General features: G+C 63.3%; 16 protein-coding genes and 1 tRNA gene. 3 read left to right on the top strand and 14 right to left on the bottom strand.

Annotated elements, in window-relative coordinates; translation table 11 throughout:
* Positions 1 to 96: 96 nt before the first annotated feature.
* Positions 97 to 3,189, bottom strand: coding sequence for an Rne/Rng family ribonuclease (locus LFT43_RS11970; RefSeq protein ID WP_395797050.1), 3,093 nt, complete (start codon positions 3,187 to 3,189; stop codon positions 97 to 99).
* Between the two features lie 596 nt (positions 3,190 to 3,785).
* Here LFT43_RS11970 and LFT43_RS11975 point away from each other — a divergent pair.
* The gene (locus LFT43_RS11975) at positions 3,786 to 4,370 is read left to right on the top strand and encodes a vitamin K epoxide reductase family protein (RefSeq protein ID WP_395803039.1); all 585 of its coding nucleotides are present in this window, start codon (positions 3,786 to 3,788) and stop codon (positions 4,368 to 4,370) included.
* Between the two features lie 88 nt (positions 4,371 to 4,458).
* On the opposite strand, the gene ndk is transcribed toward LFT43_RS11975, so the two are convergent.
* From ndk to LFT43_RS12010, 7 genes are all read right to left on the bottom strand, one after another.
* Positions 4,459 to 4,878, bottom strand: a complete 420-nt coding sequence (gene ndk, locus LFT43_RS11980; protein WP_395797052.1) for a nucleoside-diphosphate kinase — start codon at positions 4,876 to 4,878, stop codon at positions 4,459 to 4,461.
* Between the two features lie 54 nt (positions 4,879 to 4,932).
* The gene (locus LFT43_RS11985) at positions 4,933 to 5,385 is read right to left on the bottom strand and encodes a DUF4233 domain-containing protein (protein WP_395797054.1); all 453 of its coding nucleotides are present in this window, start codon (positions 5,383 to 5,385) and stop codon (positions 4,933 to 4,935) included.
* A gap of 2 nt (positions 5,386 to 5,387) precedes the next feature.
* Positions 5,388 to 6,749 (bottom strand): bifunctional folylpolyglutamate synthase/dihydrofolate synthase, encoded by a 1,362-nt coding sequence (locus LFT43_RS11990; RefSeq protein ID WP_395797056.1) that lies wholly within the window; start codon positions 6,747 to 6,749, stop codon positions 5,388 to 5,390.
* Positions 6,750 to 6,752: 3 nt separating this feature from the next.
* Positions 6,753 to 10,097, bottom strand: a complete 3,345-nt coding sequence (ileS, locus tag LFT43_RS11995; RefSeq protein WP_395797058.1) for an isoleucine--tRNA ligase — start codon at positions 10,095 to 10,097, stop codon at positions 6,753 to 6,755.
* A 329-nt stretch (positions 10,098 to 10,426) separates the two neighbouring features.
* Positions 10,427 to 11,185: an SDR family oxidoreductase gene (locus LFT43_RS12000; protein ID WP_395797060.1), complete on the bottom strand. Its 759-nt coding sequence runs from the start codon at positions 11,183 to 11,185 to the stop codon at positions 10,427 to 10,429.
* A 9-nt stretch (positions 11,186 to 11,194) separates the two neighbouring features.
* The gene (locus tag LFT43_RS12005; RefSeq protein WP_395797062.1) at positions 11,195 to 11,833 is read right to left on the bottom strand and encodes a class I SAM-dependent methyltransferase; all 639 of its coding nucleotides are present in this window, start codon (positions 11,831 to 11,833) and stop codon (positions 11,195 to 11,197) included.
* Positions 11,830 to 12,210 carry a DUF488 domain-containing protein gene (locus tag LFT43_RS12010; RefSeq protein WP_395797064.1) on the bottom strand — a complete coding sequence of 127 codons (381 nt, stop codon included), beginning with the start codon at positions 12,208 to 12,210 and terminating at the stop codon, positions 11,830 to 11,832. The genes LFT43_RS12005 and LFT43_RS12010 overlap by 4 nt, the downstream gene beginning before the upstream one ends.
* 51 nt (positions 12,211 to 12,261) lie before the next feature.
* On the opposite strand from LFT43_RS12010, the gene valS reads away from it, so the two are divergent.
* Together valS and LFT43_RS12020 are read left to right on the top strand one after the other, a co-directional pair.
* Positions 12,262 to 14,883, top strand: coding sequence for a valine--tRNA ligase (gene valS / locus LFT43_RS12015; protein WP_395797066.1), 2,622 nt, complete (start codon positions 12,262 to 12,264; stop codon positions 14,881 to 14,883).
* A 401-nt stretch (positions 14,884 to 15,284) separates the two neighbouring features.
* On the top strand, positions 15,285 to 16,160 hold the full coding sequence (locus tag LFT43_RS12020; protein WP_395797068.1) for an Fpg/Nei family DNA glycosylase: 876 nt from the start codon (positions 15,285 to 15,287) through the stop codon (positions 16,158 to 16,160).
* A 69-nt stretch (positions 16,161 to 16,229) separates the two neighbouring features.
* Here the strand turns inward: LFT43_RS12020 and LFT43_RS12025 are convergent, their stop codons facing one another.
* From LFT43_RS12025 to LFT43_RS12050, 6 genes are all read right to left on the bottom strand, one after another.
* Positions 16,230 to 16,799: a disulfide bond formation protein DsbA gene (locus LFT43_RS12025; RefSeq protein WP_395803041.1), complete on the bottom strand. Its 570-nt coding sequence runs from the start codon at positions 16,797 to 16,799 to the stop codon at positions 16,230 to 16,232.
* Positions 16,800 to 16,921: 122 nt separating this feature from the next.
* Positions 16,922 to 18,208, bottom strand: a complete 1,287-nt coding sequence (gene clpX, locus LFT43_RS12030; RefSeq protein ID WP_265979940.1) for an ATP-dependent Clp protease ATP-binding subunit ClpX — start codon at positions 18,206 to 18,208, stop codon at positions 16,922 to 16,924.
* 184 nt (positions 18,209 to 18,392) lie between these two features.
* On the bottom strand, positions 18,393 to 19,052 hold the full coding sequence (locus tag LFT43_RS12035; RefSeq protein ID WP_234749864.1) for an ATP-dependent Clp protease proteolytic subunit: 660 nt from the start codon (positions 19,050 to 19,052) through the stop codon (positions 18,393 to 18,395).
* A 37-nt stretch (positions 19,053 to 19,089) separates the two neighbouring features.
* Positions 19,090 to 19,701 carry an ATP-dependent Clp protease proteolytic subunit gene (locus LFT43_RS12040; RefSeq protein WP_234749995.1) on the bottom strand — a complete coding sequence of 204 codons (612 nt, stop codon included), beginning with the start codon at positions 19,699 to 19,701 and terminating at the stop codon, positions 19,090 to 19,092.
* A gap of 243 nt (positions 19,702 to 19,944) precedes the next feature.
* Complete coding sequence (gene tig / locus LFT43_RS12045) at positions 19,945 to 21,315, bottom strand: trigger factor (protein WP_395797071.1); 1,371 nt, start codon at positions 21,313 to 21,315, stop codon at positions 19,945 to 19,947.
* Between the two features lie 68 nt (positions 21,316 to 21,383).
* Positions 21,384 to 21,458: transfer RNA gene (locus LFT43_RS12050), tRNA-Pro, on the bottom strand.
* Between the last annotated feature and the right edge of the window lie 97 nt (positions 21,459 to 21,555).

The following is a 21,555-nucleotide window of genomic DNA, read 5'->3' on the forward strand; positions in this document are numbered from 1 at the left end:
GATCACACCGCGCCCGCTGAAATGGCCAGCAACGCCGAAGCCCCGGCGGTTTTCACGGGTGCGGAAACGGCCGGGGCTTCGGACAGGGTACTGCGCTTAAAGCTCCGACTTGGGCACGCCGACTCCGAGGATGATCGGTTCCGCTGCCGCCGTCGATTTAGCCGGAGCAGCATCGGGAGCCTTGGCCTCGTGCGCGGCTCCGCCGGAGGCAGGGGCGGCGGACTCGTGGTGCTCCACGTCTGTGGCGTTGGCGGCACCCTGGGCCCGGCTGGCACTACGGTTGCGCCGGCCTCGGCGTGCACGCGAACCTGACTCCGGGGATTCCCCGGTTGCAGCGGCGGGGGTCCCTGCGGGCGCTTCGCGGGCTTCTGTCGCCGTCGTCGCGGTGTCGGGGGCCTCGCCGAGGCCCGCGAACGCCTGTGCCAACAGATCCAAGCTCATGGCAGGTGCGCCACTCCCTGGCTCTTCTTCGTGGTGGACGAAGGGCAACGCCACTTCCTCGCCGCCAAATCGCAGCACAGGCTTCGAACGTTCCTCGCCACTCGAAGCAGCGGCAGGAGCCTGGGCTGGGGCCACGGGGGGCTGCTCCGGGGTTGCTTCCGCCACGTGCCCGCCGGCGAGGGATTCCGCGGCGTGGTGTAGCTCGTCGTCGTGCAGGTGTGCAGCGTGGGCGGCAGCCGCGATGGTGGCGAGGGCAGCGCGGGTTGCCGCCTGGCGATTAGGATCCGTCGATTCAACATGAACCGGAGCCGGAGGGGTCAGCGGGAGCTCAGTAGTCCCTTGCCCGGTACCCCTGCCGCGGCGACGCTTGCGCTGCTCCGGGCGGACGGCCGGCTGTGACTCAGTACGCGGGTGGTGGTGTTCGGCGGCCACCACGTTGGCCCGGCGGTGCTCCACCGGCTCGTCGTGGGTGACAATTCCCCGTCCTGCACACGTCTCACACTGCTCACCGAAGACCTCAAGCAGGCCGGTGCCCATGCGCTTGCGGGTCATCTGGACCAAGCCAAGCGAGGTCACTTCGGCAACCTGGTGCTTGGTGCGGTCCCGGCCGAGGCACTCGACCAGTCGGCGCAACACGAGATCGCGGTTGGATTCCAGGACCATGTCGATGAAGTCGATGACGATGATTCCGCCGATGTCGCGCAAGCGCAGCTGACGGACCACTTCTTCGGCAGCTTCAAGGTTGTTCTTGGTGACGGTTTCCTCGAGGTTGCCACCGCTGCCGGTGAACTTGCCTGTGTTGACGTCAACAACGGTCATGGCCTCGGTGCGGTCGATCACGAGCGAACCGCCGGACGGCAGGAAGACCTTGCGATCCAATGCCTTGTGGATCTGCTCGTCGACGCGCCATGCCGAGAAGATGTCCTGGTCTGAAGTCCATTTCTCAAGGCGGCCCACCAGATCGGGAGCCACGTACGTCACGTAAGCCTCGATGGTGTCCCAGGCTTCATCACCGGAGACAATGAGCTTGGAGAAGTCCTCGTTGAAGACGTCACGGACAACCTTGATGGTGAGGTCGGGTTCGCCGTACAACAGTTCCGGGGCGAGGATCTTGGTGGAGGTGGACTGGCTTTCGATCCCTTCCCACTGGGCCCGCAGGCGGTTGATATCGTGCGTCAGTTCTTCCTCGGAAGCACCTTCAGCCGCGGTGCGGACAATAACACCCGCGTTGTCCGGAAGGCGATCCTTCAGGATCTTTTTCAGGCGGTTGCGCTCGACGTCGGGCAGCTTGCGGGAGATACCGGTCATGGAACCACCGGGCACATACACGAGGTAACGGCCCGGGAGCGAAATCTGGCTCGTCAAGCGCGCACCCTTGTGGCCCACCGGGTCCTTGGTGACCTGTACCAGCACGGAATCGCCGGACTTCAGGGCATTTTCAATGCGGCGCGGTTTGCCTTCCAGGGTGACGGCATCCCAGTTGACTTCACCGGCGTACAGCACGGCGTTGCGGCCGCGTCCGATGTCGACGAATGCGGCTTCCATCGACGGCAGCACATTCTGGACCTTGCCCAGGTAGACGTTGCCGATCAGGGAATCCTGCTGTGTCTTGGACACGAAGTGCTCGGCGAGCACGCCGTCTTCCAGGACACCGATCTGGATCCTGTCGTCGCGCTGGCGAACGATCATCTGGCGGTCCACGGACTCGCGGCGTGCCAGGAATTCGGCTTCGGTGATGACCTGGCGGCGGCGGCCGGTTTCGCGGGACTCGCGGCGGCGCTGCTTCTTGGCCTCAAGGCGAGTGGACCCCTTGACGCTGGTGACGCGGTCGGAGCTGCTGGTGGACTCAACGTGTGCGCGGGGAGCGCGGACACGGGTCACAGTGTTGGGGGGATCGTCGTCTCCGCCGCCCGTCAGCTCCAGGTCCTGGTCGCCACGACGACGGCGCCGACGACGACGGGAGGTCACACCTTCCTCAAGGACTTCCTCGGTACCGGCTTCCACCTCGTCTTCGGATTCCGCGGAAGCTTCTTCCCCCGCGACATCTTCGCGTTCGGTGCCGCGACGCCCACGGCGCCCGCGGCTGCGACGGCGGCGGCGGCTGCCGGCGTCGTCGAGTTCGTTGTCCTCGGAGACTTCCTCGACGTCGGCCTGCGGTTCTTCCTCGACGACGGCAGCTCGGGCAACTGCGCTCAAGTCCGGTGCCTGGAAGATCATGGACGTGACGGAGGCAGGTTCCAGGAACAGCGAAGCGATCGGGCTTGCAGCTGCGGGCTCAGCGGCCGGCTCATCAGTGGTTTCCTCGGGCGCAATCTCCGCAACCAGCGCTTCAACCTCGGCTTCTTCGGCAACCGGCTCTACGGTCTTCGCCCTCGTAGTACGACGACGACGGACCGGCTTTTCCGGGGCCGCTTCAGTGTCTGCCGAAATTTCAGGTGCCACGACGGCGGCAGGCTCTGCTGCCTCGCCACCGGCGGGAGCTTCTTCAGCGAACCCTGGCAGCGGCTCCGGAGTTTCGGCCTTCTTCCGTGTCCGGCTACGCCGGACAGGAGCCTTGGACGCTTCGGCACCTGCGTCTTCGGAAAGCGGCTCCGCAGCGGATGCGGCAGCTCCGACGTCGGGGGTTTCTTCCGCAGCGACCGTCTTCGGCACCGCCTTGCGGCGGGTTCGGGTGGCTTTCTTGGGCGCTTCAGTGGTCTCGGTGGACGCCGCATCTTCGGCGACGGCTACAACTTGCTCGTTATCCATATGTGGTGACGCTCCTGCCCTTGCGCAACCGCCACATCCGGCGCCCAGAGGGGCAAATATTGTCAAAACCCGCAGGCGTTGACAGAAGTCAGTAGTGGTCTTTCCGGTTCGCACCAGCTTGAGGGTGCGGCATTCACGGAAAGCCGGCCTTGATCCAAACCCGTTGTTCTAGTGCCACAACCAGGTGCCGTCCATTGCCACCGCGGGCCTACCGAGGATCAACGGATCCTGGGCATGCCCTGCACGTGAATGGCGGTCTTGCGAACAAGATACCGGACCGGATTCCGCATGTGGATCGGCTTCCGGCCATGTTCATTCTCTCACACGCCCGCGCTCCTGGCAGGAATCACCTCGCGAAAGCTTCCGTGCCGTGGTCCTCTGGACGCCGCATCCAGCCACCGAGGCTAGAATCCTCCCAAGAGCACCCCCGGCCCCGGGCCGGGCTTTCCAGTAAAGGACCGCAAATCATGCCGAGCCCCGCCAGCCCGAACCTGGCCAATGACGACGCCAGCTCCCTCCGGCAGGAGAAAACCCGGAGGGACAACACGGGGAAGAGCCCTGATACGGGAAACACCGCCGACGCGGCGGTGCCGCGCATGGTCCGCGACCGGCCCATTGCATGGCTCCTGCTCATCACCGGTGCCATAGCCTGGCTGGCATCCGGCGCACTCGTCCTCGAGAAATTGCAGGTCCTCATCGACCCGAACCACGCAACGGTCTGCGACGTCAATCCGTGGGTTTCCTGCGGCAGCGTCATGAAGACACCGCAGAGCTCGGTCTTCGGTTTCCCTAACATGTTCATCGGCATCGTTGCCTTTGCCGTGATCATCACCACTGCGATGGCAATCTTTGCGGGGGCCAAGTTCGCCCGCTGGTACTGGATCGGGCTGCAGACCGGCGTGACGCTGGGCTTCATCTTCATCGTTTGGCTGTGGTCGCAGGCTTTGTATGTCATTCACGTCCTGTGCCCGTTCTGCATGGTGGTGTGGGCATGCATGATTCCGCTTTTCGTGTTCGTGACCATCAGGAACGTGGTGCATGGGGTCATTCCAGCGCCCGCCCGCTTGGCCAAGACCCTGGGCGAATCCGGTTGGATCATTTCCGCGCTGCTCTACGTTGCCGTGATTGCGAGCATCTTCTTTGCGTTCATCAACGTCTTCATCGGAACGTCCGGTTACTGAGTCCTTATCCCGTAACTAAGCCATTAACAGCGGAAGGGCCCTTGTCCACTTGAACAAGGGCCCTTCCGCTCTTTGGCTTGACGGGAAACTACGCCCCGAACCAGATCTTTATCTCGCGCTCGGCGGAATCCACCGAGTCGGAACCGTGCACCAGGTTCTGCTGTACGGCGAGACCCCAGTCGCGGCCGAAGTCGCCGCGGATGGTGCCGGGCGCCGCCGTCGTCGGGTCCGTGGTTCCTGCAAGGCAACGGAAGCCCTCGATCACGCGGTGGCCCTCGAAGATGGCAGCGACAACCGGGCCGCTGAGCATGAACTCAACCAGCGGCTCGTAGAACGGCTTGCCGAGGTGCTCTTCGTAGTGCTGCTCCAGCAGCTCGCGGGTGGCGTTGACCTTCTTCAATTCGATCAAGGAGTATCCCTTGGACTCGATGCGGGCGAGGATGCTGCCGCTCAAGTTGCGGGCGACGCCGTCGGGCTTGATCAGTACAAGGGTGCGCTCAATGCTCACAGTTGCTCCAATATGGTGGTGTGTGGGTTTCCCAGCCAGTTTACGGGGTTTGGCTCAAGCGGACTGACCCGTAGCATCTTCCCCGTGCGAGGCGTTCCACTCGGCTTGTTCGCGATCGCGCTTGGCGTTGTCGCGGTCAATCCTCATGCCGGCGCGGATGCCGTACCACCAGCACGCCGCAAACAGGATCCCCACGACGAACATCGTAGGCTCGGCGAATCCAGTAAGGATCAGAACCAGCTGCAATGCCCAGCCAGTTCCGACGCCCCACGGCTTGCTGAGGACAGCACAGGCCAGGACCAGCACCACGCTGAACGTAATGCCGAAGGTCAGGATCAGTGCCGGCGATATTTCTCCACGCTTCAGGCCGAAAACAGCCAAGGTGGCGAAGAACGCGACGAAGGCCTCCAGAAGCAGAACGGTCGAAGCGAACATCACTTTCGTGGAGCGGCGCTTCTTGGGCATCCCGGGCCGCCATTCGCGCTGGGCTTTGGTGAGTTTCGCCATGCTCAGGAACCTGCCTTCCCAAGGAGCATGCGGGCTTCGGCCACCACGGTGATGGAGCCCGTGACAAGTACCCCGCCGGCCAGGTCATCGTTGGCTTCAGCGCGTTCCACGGCCCACTCGATCGCGTCATCCAGTTTCTCGGCAATGTGGACATTGTCCGCACCGAAGCCGAGGTCGACGGCGAGATCGGCCAGTTGCGCGGCCGGGATAGCCCGCGGTGAGCTCGACTGCGTGAAGCAGAACTCCTCTGCCAGTCCGCCCAGGGATTCCTTGAGCTGCCGTAGGATTTCTTCCGCGTCCTTTTCCTTCAGGACCCCGAGGACAACCACCAGCTTGCTGAAGCTGAAGGCCTCTTCAATTGCCTCGGCCGAGACGCGGATCCCATCAGGGTTGTGGGCGGCATCCACGATGATCGTGGGAGCGGTGCGCACCACCTCAAGACGGCCGGGCGACGTGACGTTGCCGAAAGCCTCGCGCAGGAGGTCGCCGTCAAGCTCTTTTTCACCTCCACCGAAGAAGGCCTCCAGGGCCGCGACGGCGACTGCCGCGTTCTCAGCCTGGTGGGCGCCGTGCAAGGGCAGCAGCAGGTCCTCATAGCGGCCCGCGAGGCCCTGGATGGTCAGCACTTGACCTCCAACGGCGACGCTGCGGGACTCGACGCCGAATTCGACGCCTTCGAAGCGGAACGGCACACCAACCTCGCGCGCCTTCTCCAGGAGCACCTGAGCAGCGTCCACAGGCTGGGCCGCGCTGACCAGGAAGCCGCCAGGCTTGATGATCCCGGCCTTCTCACGGGCGATGTCCTCTGTGGTGTCGCCGAGGAGATCGGTGTGGTCGAGCGAAATCGGCGTAACAACGGAAACCTGGCCGTCGCCCACGTTGGTGGCATCCGTGACGCCACCAAGGCCAACTTCAATGACAGCGACATTGACGGGCTGGTCAGCGAAGATCGCGAAGCCAAGAATGGTCAGGCACTCGAAGTACGTGAGCTTGGGCTGGCCATCGGCCTCGAGTTCCTTGTCCACGATCTCGAGGTAAGGCCGGATCTCGTCCCAGATCCGGACGAAGGTCTCATCCGGTACCGGCTCGCCGTCGATGCTGATGCGTTCGGTGACCTTTGACAGGTGCGGGCTGGTGTAGCGGCCGGTGCTCAAGCCATGGGCGCGAAGCCCAGCCTCGATCATGCGAGCGGTGGATGTCTTGCCGTTAGTGCCGGTGATGTGGATGATCGGGAACGCCTTGTTGGGTTCCCCCAGCACGTCCATGGCCCGGTACAGCGGCGCCAGCCGCGGCTCCATCTTGTTTTCCGGGGCGCGGCCCAGGAGTTCGGCGTAGACGCTTTCTACGGAGAATTCGTCGCTCATGTACTAGGCCTCGATCTTTGTAACGGTGATCTGCGGCTCGACGGCGTCGCCGGAGACGACGGGGTCGAGCTTGAGGGACAGGGTTTCGGTCTTGACCAGGTCTTCATTGGCGCGAAGCGCGTCAACAACGTCGTGGACAGCCAGCACGGTGGTGTGGATGCGGTCGCTGACCTTGAGTCCGGCGTCCTTGCGGGCCTGCTGGATGGCACGGACCATGTCGCGCGCCAGGCCTTCGGCAGCAAGTTCCGCGGTGACCTCGGTGTTCAGGACCACGAAGCCGCCACCGGGGAGGACAGCCACAGCCGCGGAGGACCCGTCAGCCGACTCCGCGACGACAGTTTCCAGCGTATACTCCTGCGGTTCCAGTTCGAGGCCGCCCGCCGTGACCACTCCTGCATCGGAAACCGACCAGTCGCCGGACTTGGAGCCCTTGATGGCCTGCTGGACGTTCTTGCCCAGGCGTGGACCTGCCGCGCGGGCATTGACCACGAGTTTCTGCTCGATGCCGAATTCCTCGGGCGACGCCGTGGCGGCGTCCATGAGCCGGACGGAACGCAGGTTCAGTTCATCCGCGACGACGGCGGCGAAGCCCTCCAGCGCATCCGCACCGGGTGCCACCACCGTGAGTTCCTGCAGCGGCAGGCGAACGCGGAGGTTGGCGGCCTTGCGCAGGCTGGAACCGGCGGAGCAGATCTGCTGGACGCGGTCCATGGCTTCCACGAGATCCGGGTTTGCGGGGAACAGCGCGGCCTCGGGCCAATCCGCCAAATGAACGGAGCGGCCACCGGTCAAGCCCCGCCATATCTCCTCGGAAACCAGGGGAAGCAGCGATGCTGAGACGCGGCAGACGGCTTCGAGCGCCGTGTAGAGGGCGTCGAAAGCGTCGGCGTTCTCGTCGAAGAAGCGCTGCCGGCTGCGGCGGACGTACCAGTTGGTGAGCATATCCAGGTAGCTGCGAAGTTCATCGCAGGCTCCGGAAATGTCATATTCGTCCAGGCTGGAAGTGATGTTGCGGACGAGGTCCCCGGTGTTTGCCAGCAGGTACTGGTCCAGGGTGTCCGTGTAGCCGTCGTAGCGCAGTTTGGCGTCATATCCCGAACCGCCGTTGGAGGCGTTCGTGTAAAGCGTGAAGAAGCTGTACACGTTCCACAGCGGCAGGATGACCTGGCGCACGCCGTCGCGGATTCCCTGCTCGGTGACCACGAGGTTGCCGCCGCGCAGGATGGGGCTGGACATCAGGAACCAGCGCATGGCGTCGGAGCCGTCGCGGTCCAGGACCTCGGAGACGTCCGGGTAGTTGCGCAGGCTCTTGGACATCTTCTGCCCATCCGAGCCCAGGACAATGCCATGGCTGATCACGTTGCGGAAAGCGGGCCGGTCGAACAGCGCCGTGGACAGGATGTGCAGCATGTAGAACCAGCCGCGCGTCTGCCCGATGTACTCGACGATGAAGTCGGCAGGGTTGTGGGTGTCGAACCATTCCTCGTTCTGGAACGGATAGTGCACCTGGCCGTAGGGCATGGAGCCCGAATCGAACCAGACGTCCAGGACGTCCTCGACACGGCGCATGGTGGACTGGCCGTCTTCTGGAGAGCGTGGATCGTCCGGGTTGGGCCGGGTGAGTTCGTCGATGAACGGGCGGTGCAGGTCAACCTGTCCATCGTTGTTCATCGGAAGACGGCCAAAATCGGCGTCCATCTCGGCGAGGGAGCCGTAAACGTCGGTGCGCGGGTATTCGGGGTCGTCGGACTGCCACACCGGGATGGGCGAACCCCAGTAACGGTTGCGGCTGATGGACCAGTCGCGGGCGTTGGCCAACCATTTGCCGAACTGCCCGTCCTTGACGTTGCCCGGGATCCAGTTGATCTCCTGGTTCAGTTCTGACATCCGGTCTTTGAACTTGGTGACCTCCACGTACCAGGAGGACACCGCACGGTATATCAAGGGGTTGCGGCAGCGCCAGCAGTGCGGGTAGCTGTGCTCGTAGCTGGCCTGGCGGACCAAGCGTCCACCGGAGCGGAGGGCCTGCGTGATGGGCTTGTTGGCATCGAAGACCTGCAGCCCGGAGATCTCGGCAAGGGGCCCGTGCGCGAACAGGTGGAGGAACTTGGCGCCTTCGTCAACGGAGAGGACCACGGGGATACCCGCGTCCTCACAGACTTTCTGGTCGTCTTCGCCGTAGGCCGGGGCCTGGTGGACGATGCCGGTGCCGTCCGTGGTGGTGACGTAGTCCGCTACGAGGAAGCGCCAGCCGTTCTGCGTGCCATACTTCTCGGTGTCGGAGAAGTAGTCCCACAGCGGCTCGTACTCCAGGCCGGCCAACTCGGTGCCCGTGATGGTGGCGGTGACGGCGGAGGTGGCGGCGGCTACGCCATCGGCACCATCACCGTACCCGAGATCCTTGGCGTAAGTGCCGAGGAGATCGGCGGCCAGCAGGAAGCTGCCCGTCACCGGGGCCTCCGGGGAAGCGGCTTTGATGCCGTTCGGACCGGCCGGAACCACCGCGTAGGAGATGTCAGGCCCGACGGCGAGCGCCAGGTTGGTGGGCAATGTCCAAGGGGTGGTGGTCCAGGCGAGAGCCTGCACACCCTCAAGGGACTTGGAGAGGTCCGACTCCCCCGCCTTGATGGGGAAAGTGACGGTGACGGTCTGGTCCTGGCGGTTTTTGTAGACATCGTCATCCATGCGCAGCTCATGGTTGGACAGCGGGGTCTCATCCTTCCAGCAGTACGGCAGGACCCGGTAGCCGTTGTAGGTGAGGCCCTTCTCGTGGAGCTGCTTGAAGGCCCAGAGGACCGACTCCATATATTCGACGTTGAGTGTCTTGTAGTCGTTGTCGAAGTCCACCCAGCGTGCCTGGCGCGTGACGTAGCTCTTCCATTCGTCTGCGTACTTCATGACGGAGGCGCGGCAGGCGTCGTTGAACTTGTCGATGCCCATGGCTTCGATCTGGGTCTTGTCCGTCATGCCCAGTTGCTTCATGGCTTCGAGTTCGGCGGGCAGACCGTGGGTATCCCAGCCGAAGCGCCGTTCGACGCGCTTGCCGCGCTGGGTTTGGTAGCGGCCTACCAGGTCCTTCGCGTAGCCGGTCAAGAGGTGGCCGTAGTGCGGCAGTCCGTTGGCGAAGGGAGGACCGTCGTAGAACACGAACTCGTTGCTGCCAGGGTGCCCACCGGGAAGATCAGCGCTGCGCTGGTCGATGCTGGCTTGGAAGGTGCCGTCTTCATCCCAGTACTTGAGGATGCGCTCTTCGATCTCCGGGAACTTCACGGAGGCCGACACCCCTGAAGAGGGGCCGGACGGAGCTGTTCCGGACACTGTTGCGGAGGCCTTGGGGTAATACGTCATCTCTTCATCCTGGGTTGAGCCGGTGAACACAAAGTTTCATTCAGGATGCGAGGACGGCGCCAGGCCGTTGTTTCCAACAGCGCCGGTACCGCGGTACCACCTCACTTACCGCCGCTGTCGCTGCTCCTTTGAGGAGGAGCTGTTCCGGCGTCGGCCGCTCATTGCTGCTATGACGGGCTTACCCGTCCGGTTCTACTGACCCATTGGTGCCAGGGGCGTTCTTCCGGAAGCTCGCCGGTGATGTCCGGGTCGAAGCTTGTGCCACAAGTCTAGCGGCAGCGGTGCCGCGAGCTCCACTTGGTGCGCGGAGCGCGTGGCGCCGGGACGCCTTAGCCCTTGCGGATCAACTTGTGGGTGGCAGCCTGTGCCACCGGACGGACGATGATCTCGTCCAGGTTGATGTGGTGCGGCACCGAGACCGCGTACTTGACGACGTCGGCGACGTCCTCCGGTGTGAGCGGCTTCTCGACGCCGGCGTACACCTTGGCTGCCGCAGCGGCATCGCCGAGGCGGTTGAGCGCGAATTCCTCCGTGCGGACGAGGCCAGGCGCCACTTCGATGACGCGGATGTTGTTCTCGGCCTCCTCCAAGCGGAGGGCGCCGGTCATGGCGTGCTGGGCGAACTTTGCCGCGTTGTACCCGCCGCCGCCCTCGTAGGCCGTGAATCCCGCGGTCGACGTCAGGTTCAGAACTGTGCCCTCGCCGTTGGCCCGCAACATCGGGAGGAAAGCCCGGGTCAGCTTCAGGGTGCCGAGAACGTTGACTTGGTACATCCAGTCCCAGTCTTCGGTCTGCGCATTGGCCAGGGTGTCTGCGCCCCGTGCGCCGCCGGCAATGTTGATGAGGGTATCTGCTCCCCCTGCCTCGGTGACCGCAGAGAGCAAGGCCGCGACGTCGTCGTCGTTGGTGATATCCGCGGCGAACGGCACGGCGCCGCTCTCGGCGCCGAGCGCCTCAAGCCGTTCCGCACGGCGGGCGACGGCGAACACCTTCCATCCGTCCGCGGCGAGGGCCCGCACTGTGGCTTCGCCGATTCCCGTGCTGGCGCCGGTCACTACTGCGGTCTTCGTCTGTACTTCCTCAGTCATGGCACCACCCTAACGTGGTTCGCCGGGAGAAACCGCCCGGCCAAGGATGTGGGCGATCAGCGGGGACAGCGGGCCGGAAGAGAAGCCGAACCGCTCACTGTGCAGCACCTGGAAGCCCGCGCCGGCGATTGCCTGAAGGGTGTTGCGGTTGGGATGGCAGCCTCCGGCCACGTGCTGCCAGACCGGAGTGAGCAGATCCTCGACGGCTGCGAGAAGCCTCTTGTCCGAGCGCACGTGCTCGTAGAACGCCAGGGTTCCGCCGGGCCGAAGCACGCGGCGGATCTCCGTCAACGCCGCCGCCTGGTCCGCGACGCTGCAGAGGACAAGACTGACCACGACGGCGTCCGCCTCGCCGTCGGCCGCTGGAATGTTCTCCGCGGTGCCGGGAACAACCCTCACGGGGACAGCAGCGAGCCTTGTCTTCCCCTCAGCAAGGCTTCTGAGGTAGTCGTCGGGTTCAACCCCGAGGACGCTTTCCACAGTGGCCGGGTACAGGCCGAACGACGAGCCCTCGCCGGCACCGACCTCAATGACCCGGCCCCGCAGGCCAGCCAACAGGGTGCGGCGGTGCTCGGTGCCGCCGCGCCTGTTTATCCCGCGAACTGCTCGGGCGTAAGCCCGCGCAAAGCGCGGGTGCTGCGGGTTCATGAGCCCGCCGCCCCGGCGCCGCCCCGCATGAAATCCAACAGCACCCGGGCGTGGTTGATCTCCGGATCCCTGGCGCCGTAGAGCAACGTCACACGCTTCTTGCCGGACGCCAACGCCAGCAACTGGCCCACGGCGGGATTCTGTTCCAGCTCGGCCTCATACTGCTTCTTGAAGTCCGCGAAGCGCTCCTGCATGTGCGCAAATTCCGTTCGTAGTGGCGGCGACGGTGCGATCTCCTTCAGCCAGAGATCCAAGCGGGCGCGTTCCTTGGATACCCCTCGTGGCCAGAGCCGGTCCACTAAAACCCGGTAGCCGTCGTCGTCCTCCGGGTCGTTATAGATGCGCTTGATCACCAAAACATCTTTGAGTTCCGCCATGGAGTGCATGCTAGTGCAAGAACCGGTGCGAGAAGATGAAACAATTGGCCCATGGCTGAATCAACGCAGGGTACAGACACGCCCGCCACCACCCCCATCAACGTTCCCGACAAGCCGGCCCTTGAAGGCCTTGAGGCTGCCCTGACGCGGCGCTGGCTGGACGAGGGAACCTACAAGTTCAACCCGGACACCACCCGGGAGCAGGTCTACTCGATCGACACTCCCCCGCCTACCGCCTCGGGTTCGCTCCACGTGGGCCACATGTTCTCGTTCACGCAGACGGATGTCCAGGCCCGCTACATGCGCATGACCGGCAAGAACGTGTTCTACCCGATGGGCTGGGACGACAACGGCCTGCCCACCGAGCGCCGCGTCCAGAACTACTACGGCGTCCGCTGCGATCCCGCCATTCCGTACAACGCCGACTACCGCCCGCCGGCGGAGCCTGCAAAGAACCAGCGCGATTTCGACGTCGTCTCCCGGCAGAACTTCATCGAACTCTGCGAGGAACTCGCCGTCGAGGACGAGAAGGTCTTCGAGAACCTGTTCCAGACCCTTGGCTTGTCCGTGGACTGGGACCTCACGTACCGCACTATCGATGACACTTCCCGTGCGGTGTCCCAGCGCGCCTTCCTCGCGAACCTGAACGCCGGCGACGCCTACATGGCCGAGGCTCCCACGTTGTGGGACGTGACGTTCCGTACCGCCGTCGCGCAGGCCGAACTGGAGGACCGCGAAGTTGCAGGCGCGTACTACCGCTACCCCTTCTTCAGCTCCGATGGCCAGAAGATCTACGTTGAGACCACGCGGCCGGAACTGCTCGCGGCGTGCGCGGCTCTTGTGGCAAATCCCGACGACGAGCGCTACCAGCCGTTGTTCGGCAAGACCGTCACGTCCCCCCTGTTCGACGTAGAGCTCGAGGTCAAGGCACACCCGCTCGCCAAGGCGGACAAGGGCTCCGGCATCGCCATGGTCTGTACTTTCGGCGACCTCACTGACGTCACCTGGTGGCGCGAACTGCAGTTGCCCACCCGCGCCATCATGGGCCGCGACGGCCGCATCATCGCCGAGACACCTGAGTGGATCACCACCGACGCCGGCAAGGAAGCCTACGCGGCGATTGCCGGCAAGACGGCGTTCTCTGCCAAGGAGGCGGTGGTTGAGCTTCTCATTGCCGCCGATCTGCTGGACGGCGAGCCCAAGAAGATCACGCACCCCGTGAACTTCTTCGAGAAGGGCGACAAGCCCCTTGAAGTTGTCACATCGCGCCAGTGGTACATCCGCAATGGCGGGCGGGACGAGGACCGCCGCGAACGGTTGATCGCTCGCGGACACGAGATCGAGTTCCACCCGTCCTTCATGCGCTCCCGCTACGAAAACTGGATCTCCGGGCTGAACGGTGACTGGCTCGTTTCGCGCCAGCGCTTCTTCGGCGTGCCGATCCCCGTCTGGTACCCGCTGGATGCCCAGGGCAACCCGGACTACGCAAACCCCATCCTGCCGTCCGACGAGTCCCTTCCCGTAGACCCTGCGGCAGACGCGGCTCCCGGCTTCCACGAGTCCCAGCGCGAGCAGCCCAACGGCTTCATCGGTGACGCGGATGTCCTGGATACCTGGGCCACGTCCTCCCTGACACCGCAGATCGTGGGCGGCTGGAGCCGTGACGAGGAACTGTTCGGCAAGGTCTACCCCTTCGACCTCCGCCCCCAAGGCCACGACATCATCCGCACCTGGCTCTTCTCCTCGGCCGTGCGGGCCGACGCCCTCCAGGACAGCGCGCCGTGGAAGCACGCTGCCATTTCGGGCTGGATCCTGGACCCGGACCGCAAGAAGATGTCCAAGTCCAAGGGCAACGTGGTGGTTCCAACCGACGTCCTCAACGAATTCGGTTCCGACGCCGTCCGTTACTGGGCTGCCTCGGCCAAGCTCGGCGCGGACACCGCCTACGAGATCGCCCAGATGAAGATCGGCCGTCGCTTGGCCATCAAGCTGCTCAACGCCTCCAAGTTCGTGCTGAACCTGGGCGCAACCGAGAACTCGGTTGTCGGCGCGGACCTGTCCGTCCTGGGCAACCCCCTGGACCGTGCGCTGCTGGCACAGCTGGCCGACGTGGTGGCCCAGTCCACCAAGGCGTTCGACAACTACGACTACGCACGCGCCCTCCAGATCACGGAATCGTTCTTCTGGCAGTTCACTGACGATTATGTTGAGCTCATCAAGGACCGCGCTTACGGTGCTGCCGGTGAGACGGAGCAGGCCTCCGTGCTCGCTGCCCTCGCCACCACACTGGATACACTGTTGCGCCTGTTCGCGCCGTTCCTGCCCTTCGCCACCGAAGAAGTCTGGAGCTGGTGGCGCGCAGGCTCGGTGCACCGTGCGGCGTGGCCGGCGGCCCTGGAAATCGTCGACGGCGACACCACCATGCTGGGCACCGTTGGCATTGCGCTGAGCGGCATCCGCAAGGCCAAGTCAGAGGCCAAGGTCAAGCAGCGCACCGAAGTTCTCTCCGCCACGATCACTGCGGCAGATTCCTTTGTTGCGCAGCTGGAAGCCGGACTGGGAGATTTGAAAGCTGCAGCCAACGCGCAGGAGATTTCGCTGGTAGCCGCTGACGGAGAACTCACGGTGAGCGACGTGGTCCTGGCACCTGCCGAGGAGCCCGCGCAGGCCTAGTATCGAAGAGCCCGGGAATTTCGGGGTCCGCCGGGAATGTCCGGGTCCGCCGTGAATTTCCGGGCAAAGGGGAAGCCCCATCAGCGTTTAGCCGTTGGTGGGGCTTCGACTTTTCGGCTGTCCGGTGACGTCTTGACAGTCTGGCGGAATCCTCGGACTTTCAGGTCTTCCTACCCCGTCACTGGTAGCTTGCATCCAACTTTGCCGAAGGCTGCGTCAGATGCATATCACTGAATCTTTGGTTTCCGTGTCCCTCTTCTTTCGAAGTGGGTAAGTTCCATTCTTGACCCGCGTCGCAGCCAGCACAAGCCCTCTTCCGGAACTACTGGCATGTAATTCCTGGCGTTCGTGACTGGCCTCCGGGGTTCTGGCAGCTGGGTGCTTTGTGGGACAGTGTTGCTATGCCAGAACTTCCCGAAGTGGCCGGACTAGCCGCCTTCCTGGGCAGGAATCTTCTCGGTGCCGAATTGACGAAGATCCAGATCACCTCCTTTGCGGTGCTCAAGACCGCCGATCCGCCGTATTCGTCCCTGGAGGGTCGGAAAGTCCTCGGAGTGGAGCGCTTCGGCAAGTTCGTCAGTCTCGACGCCGAGGGGATCCATTTCATTTTCCACCTCGCCAAGGCCGGATGGCTGCGCTACACCGAACAGCCGTCGCAGGCCCAGCTACGGATGGGCGGCAGCAATATTGCCGCCAGGCTCAGCTTCACCAAGAGCGATGGCTCAACCCATGTCGGCGTGGATCTGACCGAGGCCGGCACGAAGAAAAGCCTGGCCGTGTACGTGGTGCGAAGCCCAATGGACGTCCCGGGTATCGCAACCCTGGGTCCGGACCCCCTGAGCCCGGAATTCACCGCCGAAACCTTGACCGGGATCCTCACCACAAGCTCTCACCAGATCAAGGGACTGCTCCGCAGCCAGAGTGTCATCGCGGGCATCGGGAACGCCTACAGCGACGAGATCCTCCACGCAGCCAGAATTTCACCGTTCGCGATCGCCAAGTCGCTGGACAGGAATACCACCCAGGTCCTCTATGAGGCCATCGAAAGCGTCCTGGGTGCGGCTGTCGCAGCCGCAACCGGAAAAGCCTCCAACGAGCTCAAGGACGCGAAGCGGAGCACCATGAGGGTGCATGGCAGGGCGGGCCAGCCATGCCCGGTGTGCGGGTCCACGATCCGCGAGGTGTCCTTTGCCGACACCGCTTTGCAGTATTGCCCGAGCTGCCAAACAAACGGAAAGATCCTGGCGGACCGTAGAACGTCCCGCTTCTTGAAATAGCTGCGCAAGGGTTCGCCCAACCGCAACTAGATCAACCGCGAGCCGTTCAACGGCGAGCCGGATTCCGGCCTAGTTGAATTCGGGGCTTTCCGTGCGGCTGCGCTTGAGCTCGAAGAAGTGCGGGTAGCCGGCCAGCGTGACGGTGGCATCCCAGATTCGGCCAGCTTCTTCGCCGCGGGGAATACGGGTCAGGACGGGGCCGAAGAACGCGGTGCCGTTGACCGCGACCACCGGAGTCCCCACGTCCTGGCCCACCAAGGAAATACCGGATTCGTGGCTGGCACGCAGCTGGACGTCGTATTCCTCGGAATCGGCAAAGCGGGCCAACTCGGCGGGCAGGCCGGTTTCAGCCAGGGCCTTGGAGATGACCTGGGCGAAATCCTTGACGCCATCGTGGTGGATGAGTGAACCCATCGCGTCGTACAGCGGCTTGATGTACTCGTTTCCGTGCAGCTCGCGGGCGGCAATGATGACCCGGACCGGTCCCCAGCCAAGCTCCATCTTCTCGGCGTACTCTGCCGGAAGTTCGCGGCCCTCGTTGAGCACGGAAAGGCTCATGACGTTCCAGGTGGTCTCGATGCCGCGGACGTCTTCTACTTCGCCGATCCAGCGGGATGTCACCCAGGCGAAAGGGCACATGGGGTCGAACCAGAAATCAACCTTGTTTGCGGTCTCGGGCACAGGGAACTCCTCGGATAGAACGTACGGGGCGCGGCTAGCCGGAAGAATGTGCGTCCGGCACCAGGTATGCCAACCTCGGGCTAGGCGGACTTATTCCGACGCTTCGCCACGACTTCGTGCGCGATCATCGTGGGCTGGCCCTTCTTGTTCACGGCGTCGGCGGTGATGACAACGCTGGCGATGTCGTCCCTGCTGGGCAGGTCGAACATAACCGGCAGCAGCACTTCCTCCATGATGGCGCGCAGGCCGCGGGCTCCGGTGCCACGTTCAAGGGCTTGGTCCGCAATCGAGTCAAGGGCGTCGTCGTCGAACAAGAGCTCCACCCCGTCCAGCTGGAACATCTTCTGGTACTGCTTGACCAGCGCGTTCTTCGGCTTGGAGAGGATCTGGATGAGCGCCGAGCGGTCAAGGTTGGACACTGTGGTGATCACAGGCAGGCGTCCAATGAATTCAGGAATCAGCCCAAACTTGAGCAGGTCCTCCGGCATCACCTCGCCGTAGCTGTCCACGTTGTCCTTGACCTCGTTGAGCGGGGCCCCGAATCCAATGCCCTTGCGTCCGGACCGCGAACCGATGATGTCCTCGAGTCCGGCAAAGGCGCCGGCCACAATGAACAGCACATTGGTGGTGTCGATCTGGATGAATTCCTGATGTGGGTGCTTACGACCACCCTGCGGTGGAACCGAGGCCACCGTTCCTTCGAGAATCTTCAGGAGTGCCTGCTGTACGCCTTCGCCGGAGACGTCGCGAGTGATGGACGGGTTCTCGCTCTTGCGCGAAATCTTGTCGATCTCGTCGATGTAGATGATGCCCTGTTCGGCCTTCTTGACGTCGTAGTCAGCGGCTTGGATGAGCTTCAGAAGGATGTTTTCTACGTCCTCCCCCACGTATCCGGCTTCAGTCAAGGCGGTGGCGTCAGCGACGGCGAAAGGAACGTTCAAGCGGCGGGCAAGCGTCTGTGCCAGGTAGGTCTTGCCGCAACCGGTGGGGCCGATCAGCAGGATATTGGACTTGGCGATCTCCACGTCCTCGTGGTGTCCGCCTTCGCCCAGCCCGGTCTTCGGCGCGTGACCCGCCTGGATGCGCTTGTAGTGGTTGTAGACCGCGACGGCGAGTGAGCGTTTCGCAGGCTCCTGGCCGATGACGTACTCCTGGAGGAAATCGAAGATTTCCCGCGGCTTGGGCAACTCGAAGCTGCCCAGATCCGACACTTCAGCAAGCTCCTCTTCGATGATCTCATTGCAGAGTTCGATGCACTCGTCGCAGATGTACACGCCGGGCCCGGCAATCAGCTTCCGCACCTGCTTCTGGCTCTTTCCGCAGAAAGAACACTTCAGCAGATCCGTGCTCTCGCCAATCCGAGCCATGTGGGAATCCCTTCGTTTCATGCGGGTGGTGCAGCCCCGTACCTATCCGCCAAGTTCGCAAGATCGCAGCGGGGGCGCCACCATGACAACTTCCACTGTAGGACACAATGGTCTGCTTGGGTTGAAACAGAACGCCGATGCGGTCCATATTTCCTGAACCGCACCGGCGTCGAGTTTTGGCCAGTTACCTGGCGATTGCCTGGGGCTTGATCTTGCGGGAATCAAGCACCTGGTCGATCAATCCGTAGTTCATCGCTTCAGCGGCGGTGAGGATCTTGTCGCGCTCGATGTCATTGTTCACCTGTTCCGGCGTCCGGCCTGAATGCTTGGCCAGCGTATCCTCGAGCCAGGAGCGCATGCGCATGACCTCTGCGGCCTGGATCTCGAGGTCCGAGGCCTGGCCGCCCTGGCCGCCGGACAGCGACGGCTGGTGGATCAGCACACGGGCGTTCGGCAGTGCGAGACGCTTCCCGGCAGTACCTGCCGCGAGCAGCACGGCAGCGGCACTGGCCGCCTGTCCCAGGCAAACAGTCTGGATCTCCGGCCGAATGTACGTCATGGTGTCGTAGATGGCCGTCATGGCCGTGAACGAGCCGCCCGGGGAGTTGATGTACAACGTAATGTCGCGGTCCGGGTCCGTGGACTCGAGTACCAGCAGCTGGGCCATGATGTCGTCGGCGGAAGCGTCGTCAACCTGCACGCCGAGGAAGATGATGCGGTCCTCGAAGAGCTTCGTGTACGGGTCCTGGCGCTTGAAGCCATAGGGCGTGCGCTCTTCGAACTGCGGGAGGACATACCGGCTGGACGGGAGATTACCGGCAGACCATCCAAAGTTGTAGTTCATGTTCATTGCTCCTGATCTGAATGTTTCCTGGTGCCGGTTAGTTCTCTGAGTTCGAGGCGTTGGCCGTTCCGCCACCGCCGGCAACCGAGCCTGCATGTGCGGCGATCTTGTCGAAGAAGCCGTACTCGAGGGCGTCGACGGCGGTGAACCACTTGTCGCGGTCGTTGTCCTTGAGGATGGTATCGACAGTCTGCCCGGTCTGTTCCGCAGTGAGCTCAGCCATGACCTTCTTCATGTGCAGAATCAATTCGGCCTGGATCTTGATGTCCGACGCCGTGCCACCGATGCCACCGGAAGGCTGGTGCATCAGGATGCGGGCGTTGGGCGTGGCGTAACGCTTGCCCTTGGTGCCCGAGGAAAGAAGGAACTGGCCCATGGAGGCCGCCAGTCCGGTGGCAACCGTCACGACGTCGTTCGGGATGAACTGCATGGTGTCGTAAATGGCCATGCCGGCAGTCACGGAGCCACCAGGTGAGTTGATGTACAGGTAGATGTCCTTCTCCGGGTCTTCAGCCGAGAGCAGGAGGAGCTGGGAGCAAATCGCGTTGGCGTTCTCGTCACGGACTTCGGATCCGAGCCAGATGATGCGCTCTTTCAGCAGACGGTTGTAGATGTAGTTGTCTTGGGCCGCTGGATCGACGGTGGCCATCCTGGGGGCCTCTGCGTGCTGTGACATAAGTACTTACCTCTCGCTGGTGACAGGGCCATTGCTGAACTTGCCATCCCTGATCTTCACTACTTGGACACTAACCGTTTTCGATGGCGATTTGTTCTCCCAAATCCCGCTGTTCGCTGACGGCGCACGATTGCGGACGTGCGGCTTTCCGGCACCGACGTGGCTTAAACCAAGCCGCCCCCGGATCAGGCGATCCGGGGGCGGCGAAAGGTGAAACTAGAACTTCACTGCGGCAGGGTCGTCGCTCGGGACGACAGCTGCTTCTTCAGCTTCTTCGACATTCGCGGTCTCTTCGCCAGCGGGCCGCACGAAGTCGCTGAGGTCAACCTTGTTGCCTTCGGAGTCGACAACCTCGGCCTGGCCGAGGACAACTGCGAGGGCCTTGCGGCGGCGGACCTCGGAAACCATCATGGGAACCTGGCCGCTCTGATCGATGATCTGGGCGAACTGGTTCGGGTCCATGCCGTACTGGCTTGCCGTGGTGACGATGTAGTCGATCAGCTCGTTCTGGCTGACGCTCACTTCTTCCTTGTCGGCAATGGCGTCAAGGATGATCTCGTTCTGGAAGGCCCGGGCGGTGTTGGCCTTGACCTCGGCGCGGTGTTCCTCGGTGTCGTGATCGCCTTCACCGTGGGCGTTCTCCGGGTTGAAGTGAGCCTCGAGCTGCTCTTCAACAACGGAATCCGGAACCGGAACCTCGATGAGCTCGACGAGCTTGTCCAGGACCTTGTCGCGGGCTTCGACGCCCTGGCCGACCACCTTGGACTCAGCGGCCTGCTTAGCGAGGTCTTCGCGCAGCTCAGCGAGGGTGTCAAACTCGGATGCCAGCTGGGCGAAGTCGTCGTTTGCCTCGGGAAGCTCGCGCTCCTTCACGGTCTTGACAACAGCCTTGACCTGGGCAGCCTCTCCGGCGTGCTCGCCGCCAACCAGCGTGGTGTCGAAGATTGCTTCTTCATCGGCAGACAGGCCGGTGACGGCCTCGTCGAGGCCTTCGAGCATGGTGCCGGCGCCGACCTGGTAGGACAGCCCGGTAGCGGAGTCGATCTCGGCGCCGTCGATCGTGGCGGTGATGTCGATGGTCAGGAAGTCGCCATCGGCAGCCGGGCGGTCAACCGACTTCAGCGTGCCGAAGCGGCCGCGGAGTTCATCCAGGGCCTTGTCGACGTCCGTGTCGGAGGACTCTGCTGCAGCGACCTCGACCTTGATGCCGGCGTAGTCGGGCAGTTCAACCTCGGGCCGGACATCGATCTCAACCTGGAACTTCAGCTCACCGTCGGTCGAGGACGGGTCCGGAACCTCGGTGATTTCAACCTCGGGACGGCTCAGCGGGCGGAGGCCGGTTTCCTGGACGGCAGCCTGGTACCAGCCATTGAGGCCATCGTTGATGGCGGTCTCCAAGACGTAGCCACGGCCAACGCGCTGGTCCACCAGCTTGGACGGAACCTTGCCCTTGCGGAACCCTGGAACCTGGATCTGCGAAGCAACGGTCTTGTAAGCGGCATCGATGCTCGGCTTCAGTTCCTCAAAGGGAACCTCAACGTTGAGCTTGACCCGCGTGGCGGTGAGGTTCTCGACAGCGCTCTTCACAGTCTAAGTACTCCTGGTTTTGTGGGATGGGGTTCTGCCGCGTCCCGGATCGGGACAGGCACACAGAGTCGGGGTGACAGGATTTGAACCTGCGACTTCCTGCTCCCAAAGCAGGCGCTCTAGCCAAGCTGAGCTACACCCCGTGAATGCACAGGACAGTCTACGGGCATAGCGCCGGAGAATGCACATTTGACACTTGGCCCCTGAATTAGGTTTAGTTATATCCGGCTTCAACAGCCG

The sequence above is a fragment of the Arthrobacter sp. FW306-04-A genome (genome assembly GCF_044358315.1).
Taxonomy (GTDB): domain Bacteria; phylum Actinomycetota; class Actinomycetes; order Actinomycetales; family Micrococcaceae; genus Arthrobacter.

Coding starts and splice junctions, on each gene's coding strand:
- LFT43_RS11990 (WP_395797056.1), bottom strand. CDS start 6,749: ATGAGCGACGAATTCTCCGTAGAAAGCGTCTACGCCGAACTCCTGGGC.
- LFT43_RS11975 (WP_395803039.1), top strand. CDS start 3,786: ATGGTCCGCGACCGGCCCATTGCATGGCTCCTGCTCATCACCGGTGCC.
- LFT43_RS12025 (WP_395803041.1), bottom strand. CDS start 16,799: ATGTGCCCTTTCGCCTGGGTGACATCCCGCTGGATCGGCGAAGTAGAA.
- ileS (WP_395797058.1), bottom strand. CDS start 10,097: ATGACGTATTACCCCAAGGCCTCCGCAACAGTGTCCGGAACAGCTCCG.
- LFT43_RS12020 (WP_395797068.1), top strand. CDS start 15,285: ATGCCAGAACTTCCCGAAGTGGCCGGACTAGCCGCCTTCCTGGGCAGG.
- LFT43_RS12000 (WP_395797060.1), bottom strand. CDS start 11,185: ATGACTGAGGAAGTACAGACGAAGACCGCAGTAGTGACCGGCGCCAGC.
- LFT43_RS12040 (WP_234749995.1), bottom strand. CDS start 19,701: ATGGCCACCGTCGATCCAGCGGCCCAAGACAACTACATCTACAACCGT.
- LFT43_RS11985 (WP_395797054.1), bottom strand. CDS start 5,385: ATGGCGAAACTCACCAAAGCCCAGCGCGAATGGCGGCCCGGGATGCCC.
- clpX (WP_265979940.1), bottom strand. CDS start 18,208: ATGGCTCGGATTGGCGAGAGCACGGATCTGCTGAAGTGTTCTTTCTGC.
- LFT43_RS12005 (WP_395797062.1), bottom strand. CDS start 11,833: ATGAACCCGCAGCACCCGCGCTTTGCGCGGGCTTACGCCCGAGCAGTT.
- LFT43_RS12010 (WP_395797064.1), bottom strand. CDS start 12,210: ATGGCGGAACTCAAAGATGTTTTGGTGATCAAGCGCATCTATAACGAC.
- LFT43_RS12035 (WP_234749864.1), bottom strand. CDS start 19,052: ATGAACTACAACTTTGGATGGTCTGCCGGTAATCTCCCGTCCAGCCGG.
- LFT43_RS11970 (WP_395797050.1), bottom strand. CDS start 3,189: ATGGATAACGAGCAAGTTGTAGCCGTCGCCGAAGATGCGGCGTCCACC.
- valS (WP_395797066.1), top strand. CDS start 12,262: ATGGCTGAATCAACGCAGGGTACAGACACGCCCGCCACCACCCCCATC.